At 65.9% G+C, this 7,535-nt stretch carries 6 protein-coding genes; 4 read left to right on the top strand and 2 right to left on the bottom strand.

The genetic code is table 11. The features are described from left to right. The first annotated feature begins 422 nt into the window (after nucleotides 1-422). Together ACTXPP_RS13730 and pntB are read left to right on the top strand one after the other, a co-directional pair. Entirely contained in the window at nucleotides 423-1,979 is a 1,557-nt protein-coding gene (locus ACTXPP_RS13730; RefSeq protein WP_443342631.1) for a Re/Si-specific NAD(P)(+) transhydrogenase subunit alpha, read from the top strand. A 1-nt stretch (nucleotide 1,980) separates the two neighbouring features. Then, nucleotides 1,981-3,471 (top strand): Re/Si-specific NAD(P)(+) transhydrogenase subunit beta, encoded by a 1,491-nt coding sequence (gene pntB, locus ACTXPP_RS13725; protein WP_443342629.1) that lies wholly within the window; start codon nucleotides 1,981-1,983, stop codon nucleotides 3,469-3,471. Between the two features lie 76 nt (nucleotides 3,472-3,547). Here pntB and ACTXPP_RS13720 read toward each other — a convergent pair whose 3' ends face one another. Continuing rightward, nucleotides 3,548-4,555: a glutathione S-transferase family protein gene (locus tag ACTXPP_RS13720; RefSeq protein WP_301496426.1), complete on the bottom strand. Its 1,008-nt coding sequence runs from the start codon at nucleotides 4,553-4,555 to the stop codon at nucleotides 3,548-3,550. Between the two features lie 164 nt (nucleotides 4,556-4,719). On the opposite strand from ACTXPP_RS13720, the gene ACTXPP_RS13715 reads away from it, so the two are divergent. Beyond that, on the top strand, nucleotides 4,720-6,222 hold the full coding sequence (locus tag ACTXPP_RS13715) for a DoxX family protein (RefSeq protein WP_443342627.1): 1,503 nt from the start codon (nucleotides 4,720-4,722) through the stop codon (nucleotides 6,220-6,222). Between the two features lie 24 nt (nucleotides 6,223-6,246). Here ACTXPP_RS13715 and ACTXPP_RS13710 read toward each other — a convergent pair whose 3' ends face one another. Further along, nucleotides 6,247-7,044: a LysE/ArgO family amino acid transporter gene (locus ACTXPP_RS13710; protein ID WP_301496422.1), complete on the bottom strand. Its 798-nt coding sequence runs from the start codon at nucleotides 7,042-7,044 to the stop codon at nucleotides 6,247-6,249. Nucleotides 7,045-7,114: 70 nt separating this feature from the next. On the opposite strand from ACTXPP_RS13710, the gene ACTXPP_RS13705 reads away from it, so the two are divergent. After that, a partial coding sequence (locus ACTXPP_RS13705; RefSeq protein WP_443342625.1) for a LysR family transcriptional regulator occupies nucleotides 7,115-7,535 on the top strand: 421 nt, incomplete at its 3' end.

Raw genomic sequence — 7,535 nt, 5'->3', positions numbered from 1 at the left:
CGTAGGGGTGGCTGAATACTGTTGTGCGGAGGAATGTCACACGCTGCTGCGACGTTCCGGGCTTCATATCTGCGTACTTTCCCGGGGGTAATATAGTGCTTGTAACGTGCAAAGATGTTCGTCCAGAGAATTCCTGAGTGCCGGAATGGGGGTAATCGGGGGTGATTGTGCAGGAAACTCTATGCTCCCGATCACAGCGAGTTGTGCTGGTGAGCACTGCGAACGGGCAAAAGTTATAAAAAAGTTCCCGAAATTGCTGTTGTGAGGACGCGGTCTTGTGCATAATGAATCGGACGTTTACCAACGTGATTTCACTCACTTAGCTCGACGTCCGGCGGCGTATGCCGCCCCGACCACCGTAAACGGGGCCATGCGCCTGGCACACCGGACCAGTCGACCACGCACCAGAGGAGCCGAAGAAGTTGCTCATAGGTATCCCACGGGAACCGCAAACCCTGGTCTCTGCAACGCCCGACACTGTCGGCAAGCTGATCAAGCTCGGCTACGACGTAGCCGTGCAGTCCGGCGCAGGTGACCAGGCAAACTTCCCCGACAGTCAGTACGAGGCCGCGGGGGCCACGATCGTCGGCGAGGACGTCTGGTCCTCCGACATCGTGACGACTCTCGATACGCCGTCCCCCGAGCAGCGCGCTGCCCTGAAGTCCGGGTCGACCCTGATCTCCCGTATGGCACCGGCTCGCAATGACGAGCTGATCCAGGAGTTCGCCGGCCAGAATGTCACCGCCGTCGCCATGGACACCGTGCCGCGCATCAGCCGCGCACAGTCCATGGACGTGCTCAGCTCCCAGGCCAACGTGGGTGGCTACCGTGCGGTCATCGAGGCCGCCAACGCCTTCGGTCGTCTGTTCACCGGTCAGGTCACCGCCGCCGGTAAGGTGCCGCCGGCCACCGTCTACGTGATCGGAACCGGTGTCGCCGGTCTGGCCGCGATCGGTACCGCCAACTCCATGGGTGCGGTGGTCAAGGCCACCGACCTGCGTCCGGAGACTGCCGAGCAGGTCGAGTCGATGGGTGCGGAGTTCGTGGCCATCCCGACCGCGTCGGAGAAGTCCGACGACGGTTACGCCAAGGAGATGACCCAGGACCAGGCCGCCGCCGCTGCCAAGCTCTACGCCGAGCAGTCCGCGCTGTCCGACATCGTCATCACCACCGCGAACATCCCGGGCCGTAAGTCCCCGGTGCTGCTCACCGCGGCGGACGTGGCGAAGATGAAGCCGGGTTCGGTCATCGTCGACATGGCTGCGGCCAACGGCGGTAACTGCGAGCTCACCGTCCCCGGTGAGGTCACCGTCACCGACAACGGTGTGAAGATCATCGGCTACACCGACCTGGCCGGTCGACTGCCTGCGCAGTCGTCCCAGCTCTACGGTCAGAACGTGGTCAACCTGTTCAAGCTGATCACCCCGGCCAAGGACGGTACCCCGGTCTTCGACCTGGAGGACGAGATCGTCCGCGGCATCACCGTGACCAAGGCTGCCGAGGCCACCGGTGCTGACGCGAAGGCTGACATCCTGTGGCCCCCGCCGCCGGTGAAGGTCTCCGCCGCCCCCGCCCCCGCCCCGGCTGCTCCGGCCGCCGATGCCGCTGCCGAGGCAGAGGCCGAGGAGGCACCGAAGAAGTCCGGCCTGCTCTGGAAGCTGATCGCCGGTCTGCTTGGTATCGCCCTGATCCTGGTCAGCCCGCTGGCCGTGGCCGATGAATACATGGTGCTCATGCTGGCCGTCGTCGTCGGCTTCTACGTGATCACCGCGGTGACCCACAAGCTGCACACTCCGCTGATGAGTGAGACCAACGCCATCTCGGGCATCATCCTGGTCGGTGCGATACTCCAGGTGGGATCGTCCAACATCGCCGTTGCGGTGCTGGCGTTCATCGCCATCGTGGTCGCCTCGATCAACATCTTCGGTGGCTTCTTCGTCACCCGACGCATGCTCACCATGTTCGAGGGAGGCAACTGACATGAACCAGCTGATTCTCGCAGCAAGCTCCGGCACCACCGATGGTGCGCTGGACGCCAACGTCCTGGAATGGACCGACAAGATCACCAACCTGGCCTACATCGTGGCCGCCCTGCTGTTCATCCTGGCTCTCGCCGGGCTGGCCAAGCAGGAGTCCGCGTCCCGCGGCAACCGGTTCGGTATGACCGGTATGGCGATCGCGCTGGTCGCCACCATCGTCAAGGCCGTCGTCAACTCTGAGAACGACCCGGACAACTACAACAACGCGCTCGTCACCCTGCTGCTGATCGCCGTGGCGATGATCATCGGTGCGGCCATCGGTATCCCGAAGGCACGCAAGGTCGAGATGACCGGTATGCCGGAGCTGATCGCGATGCTGCACAGCTTCGTGGGTCTGGCCGCCGTGCTCATCGGTGTGAACTCCTTCATCGGCGAGCTGGACGCCGACGACACCGCCGGCTTCAGCCTCGGTGAGATCTACCTCGGTATCTTCATCGGTGCGGTGACCTTCACCGGCTCGATCGTGGCCTACCTGAAGCTCTCCGGGAAGATCGGCGGCGCACCGCTGACCCTGCCGGGGCGCAACCTGCTGAACCTGGGCATCATCGTGATCTCCCTGGTCGGTATGGGCATCTTCATCGCCAACGGTGGCGACAACGCCTCCCTGTCCTGGACCCTGCTGGCCGTGATGCTGGTGCTGTCGCTGCTGCTGGGTATCCACCTGGTTGCCGCGATCGGCGGCGGCGACATGCCGGTCGTGGTGTCCATGCTGAACTCCTACTCCGGTTGGGCCGCGGCTGCGGCGGGCTTCATGCTCGCCAACCCGCTGCTGATCATCACCGGTGCGCTGGTCGGTTCCTCCGGTGCCTACCTGTCCTACGTCATGTGCAAGGCGATGAACCGTTCGTTCGTCTCCGTGATCCTGGGTGGTTTCGGTTCCGAGGCCTCCGGTGGCGATGACCGGGACTACGGTGAGCACACCGAGACCACGATCGAGGAGACCGCTGAGCTGCTCAAGGGCGCGAAATCGGTCATGATCACCCCGGGTTACGGTATGGCCGTCGCCCAGGCGCAGTACCCGGTGGCCTCGATGGTCTCCAAGCTGCGCGAGCAGGGTGTGGACGTCACCTTCGGCATCCACCCGGTCGCCGGCCGCCTGCCTGGCCACATGAACGTCCTGCTGGCCGAGGCAAAGGTGCCCTACGACATCGTGCTGGAGCTCGACGAGGTCAACGACGACTTCGGTGACGTGGACGTCGTCCTGGTCATCGGTGCCAATGACACGGTCAACCCCATTGCCGAGGAGCCGGGCTCACCGATCGCCGGTATGCCGGTGCTGAAGGTGTGGGAGGCCAACAAGGTCATCGTCTTCAAGCGTTCAATGGGCTCGGGTTACGCCGGCGTGCAGAACCCGCTGTTCTTCAACGAGAACACCGACATGCTGCTCGGCGATGCCAAGCAGTCGGTCGAGGGGATCACCGCGGCCCTGTAGGAGCCCCTGCAGCGCCCGCGCGCAACACCCTCAGCAGTACCCGACGTCCGACTCCGGGTTTGACGGCGAGGCTGGCTCACAGCCTCTCGTCACCGGGTCGGACGTCCTCCTTCCGCGGCGGCGACGGGATCGTCGCCGTGCCGAAGGGGGAGCCGCCGAACCTGCCACGGTCGTGCGGCTCATGGAACCCCGCCGGATCCGGCCCGATGGCCACGATCCCGGTGGGGTTCACGTCTGCGTGGACGATGTAGTAGTGGTCCTTGATCTGCTGGAAGTTCGTCGTGTCTCCGAATCCGGGGGTCTGGAACAGGTCCCGCAGGTAACCCCAGAGGTTGGGCTGCTCGGAGATCTTGTACCGGTTGCACTTGAAGTGGCCGTGGTAGACCATGTCGAACCGCACCAGGGTGACGTAGAGGTAGATATCGGCCAAGGTGATGTGCTCACCGACGAGGTAGCGCTGGGCGCCCAGCCGCTGCTCGAGCATGTCGAGGGTGTCGAAGAGCTCGCCGAAGGCCTTTTCGTAGGCCACCTGCGTCCCGGCGAAGCCGCACTTGTAGACGCCGTTGTTGACGGTGTGGAAGACCAGGCTGGAGATCTCGTCGATCTCAGGACGCAGTGCTTCCGGGTAGAGGTCGGGGGCGCCCTCGCGGTGCAGCGGGGCCCATTCGGTGGCGAAGTCGGTGACCATGGTGCGGAAGTCATTGGTGACCACGGCCTTCGATTCAATGTCCACGAGTGCTGGCACGGTGATGCCCTTGGGGTAGTCCCGGTAACGGTGCAGGTAGCAGTCGCGCAGGCGGCCTACCCCGAGGACCGGGTCGACGGAGTCGGGGTCCAGGTCGAAGGTCCAGGATTTCCAGTCGTGGGTGGGGCCGGCGATTCCCAGACTGAGCGCAGAGTCCAGTCCCAGGACCTGACGGGTGATGATCGCCCGGTGTGCCCAGGGGCAGGCGCGGGCCCCGATGAGGCGGTAGCGTCCGGCGGCCAGCGGCCAGGAGGAGGTGGGGTCGTCGAGGACCCGGTCATCGATGTAGTTCATGTCCCGGTCGAAGGAACCGGAGGTGTCGGTGGAGACGTAGGCCATTGGTGCGAGTCCTTTCGTCGGCACTTCAGGCGCGACATACCTTGTCGGCCTGCGCTCTTTGGCGTACCGCCTAGCCTAGGCTGGTGAGACAGAAGGCCGGATTTTCGCATAAGACCTGCGGTGGGACATGCGCCTTGTCGCAGGCGGAGAAAGTGGGAGAGACCATGGGACTGTTCGACAGGGAACCTGAGAAGGATCTGGACAAGGGCGCCGACGAGGCGGCGGAGAAGGGCTCCGAGAAGGGCTCCGGCAGCATCGGTGACACCGGCAGCGCCGACGACGCCGGTGCCGCCGGTACTGCGGATGTTCCGGGCGCCCCGGGTATCGACGCCGACCTCTTCGACGAGATCGATGTGCCGGATGCCCCTGAGTCCACGGAAACGCCGGACATTCCGGGGTTGTCCGACATTCCGCAGGCGCCGCACACTGACCTGATCCCGGACTCCCCGCAGGACGGCGGGCCGACCGAGGCCGCTCCCGCTGCCGCTGTCGATGGGGCCCCTGCGGCACCTGCGGCAGATACCGCAGATGTTTCCGCAGATGTTCCGACGGCTGCAGCGTCCGACGCGGCGTCCGACAGTCCGGCCGACGAGGCACTCGAGGACACCGAGGATGCGGTGGGTACCCCGGCGCCGAAGCAGGACGTCTACGATCGCGCTGGCCGGGCGCGTCCGCAGCGGATCGAGCCGCGGCGTCCGGAACCGGAGGCTCCGGCCCCGCCCGCTGAAGAGCCTGTCTCCGAGGCGGCCTCCGATGACTCCGCGACCACGGTCTTCGCCGCGGCACCGGACCCTGCCTTCGCTGCTGAGCCCACTGAGTCCACTGTGCACACTGGGCACACTGACCCCGCGAGCGGCAGTGCCGCCGACGCCCCCGCCTCGCCGTGGGACCAGGGAACCGTGTCGCGCGGACCTGTCCCGGAGTCCTCCGAGTGGATGACAGACGGTGACGCTGCTGTCGATGCCGACCAGGCGACGGCGGTGATCGACCCGGCTGCGGAGACCACCACGTTCGTTGCCGGGCAGCCTGGCGCCGCTGGCACTGCAGGCGCTGGCGCGGCGGCCACACAGATGGACGGCGCCACACCGGAGGACGGCGTGACGGACGAGGCCCAGGCGGAAGCTGCGGCCGCTGCCGACGTTGCAGAAGACCCGCGTCGCGGAACGCTCGACTTCGGACTGCTGATCCTGCGTCTGGTCGTCGGTGGTCTGCTGATCATCCGAGGCCTGCAGACCCTGTTCGCTTTCGGCGGCGACCCCGGACTCAGCGCCCTCGAGCAGTCACTGGCCGCCTACTCCTTCGCCGACATCCTCGCCATCGTGATTCCGGTCGCCCAGGTCGTCGCCGGTGGCCTGCTGGTCTTCGGCCTGCTGACCCCGTTGGGCGCGGCGATAGCGGTGGTGGTGTCCGGTTTCCTCACCGGACATGCCCTGTCCACCTTCGACGCAAGCTACTGGCCCTATGCCCTGTCGCCGACCGCGCAGCTGTGGGCACTGACCGGCGTGGTCGCCCTGGTGATCACCTTCACGGGTCCGGGACGCTACTCCGCGGACACCTCTCGCCGCTGGGCGACCCGTCCGCTGGCCTCGGCATGGGTCTTCGCACTGATCGGACTGGGCGGTGCCGCGGGACTGTGGCTCGCCGTCGGCGGCGGTAACCCGTTCTGACCTGAGACCGGGTGAGGGGCCGCCTCACCCCATCATCGCCAGGCGGGCTGCGATGGCGATCATCAGCACACCGATCCCGAGGTTGATCCACCGCCACACGGAGGCCTTCGACAGCGGTCGGCTGAGCAGCCGGGCGCCGTAGCCGACAGTGATGAAGAAGAGTATGGACCCGACCAGGGCTCCGGCGGTGAAGACCCACTTGCCGGCATCGCCGTACTGGTTGGACATCGAACCGAAGACGAGGATTCCGTCGACCCAGGCCGCCGGGTTGAGGAACGTCACCGCCAAGGCAGTGGGTAGGGCAGCGAGGGCGGGAAGGCGGGTCGTCGCCCGGGTGCGCAGGGGGACGCGTGTGCGGGTGGCAACGCCGGTACCGTTGCCGGACGCACCTGCCCCGACTACAGGGGCAGAGTCAGTTCCAGACTCAGTTCCAGACTCAGTTCCGGGGGAGTGGAGCACCACGGTGTCCCGGGCGTCATGCGGGGAGGGATTCCCGCTGGAGGTGTCGATCGGCGTGGGGTTACGCACGTCGCGCAGGCAGGTGCTGGCGAACCACAGCAGGTAGGTCACCCCGCCCCAGCGTAGGACGTCCAGCAGCAGTGGCATCTTCTCGACGACCACGGACACTCCGGCGGTGCCGAGGGGCAGCAGGAGCAGGTCGCCGATGATGAACACGGTGACGACCAGGCCGACACCCCAGCGTCGCACGCCCTGTTTGAGCAGGACGACGTTCTGGGGTCCGATGCTGGCGATGACGGTCAGCTGGAACAGCAGGCCGGTCAGGGCGACATTCAACTGGGAGGCGAGAGTAGCGGTCAACACGCTGACGAGCCTAAGGAGCACCCGTAATGAAGCCAAACAAGCAGAACTGAACTGACGTAAGCTCATCTTCATGATTCCTCGTCACCTCGATACCCTCCTGCTCGTCGTCGATGAGGGGAGTTTCGATGCCGCAGCCTCCCGCCTGGGCGTCAGCCCCTCGGCGGTGAGTCAGCGGATCAAGGCACTGGAATCAGACGTCGGCCGGGTGGTCGTCCGGCGAGGAACCCCGGTCGGGGTCACCGAGGCCGGCGAGGTGCTCGTCCAGGCCGCCCGCCGCATGCGTCTGCTGGAACAGGAGACCGAGGACCGGCTGCGAAGACGCATCAGTGAACGCCCCGTGACCGTCGGGGTCAACGCGGACTCGCTGGGCACGTGGTTCCGTCCGGTGTTGCGGACCATCGCCGAGCGCGGCGGGATCTCGCTGCGGCTCACCGTGGAGGATGAGCAGCACTCCCTGGAGATGCTGCGTCGGGGTGATTGCATGGGTGTGG

The organism is Candidatus Corynebacterium faecigallinarum (genome assembly GCF_052264515.1).
Classification (GTDB): Bacteria; Actinomycetota; Actinomycetes; order Mycobacteriales; family Mycobacteriaceae; genus Corynebacterium; species Corynebacterium faecigallinarum.
The sequence above is the reverse complement of the archived record's forward strand: the minus strand, read 5'-3'. Positions and strand labels throughout refer to the sequence as shown.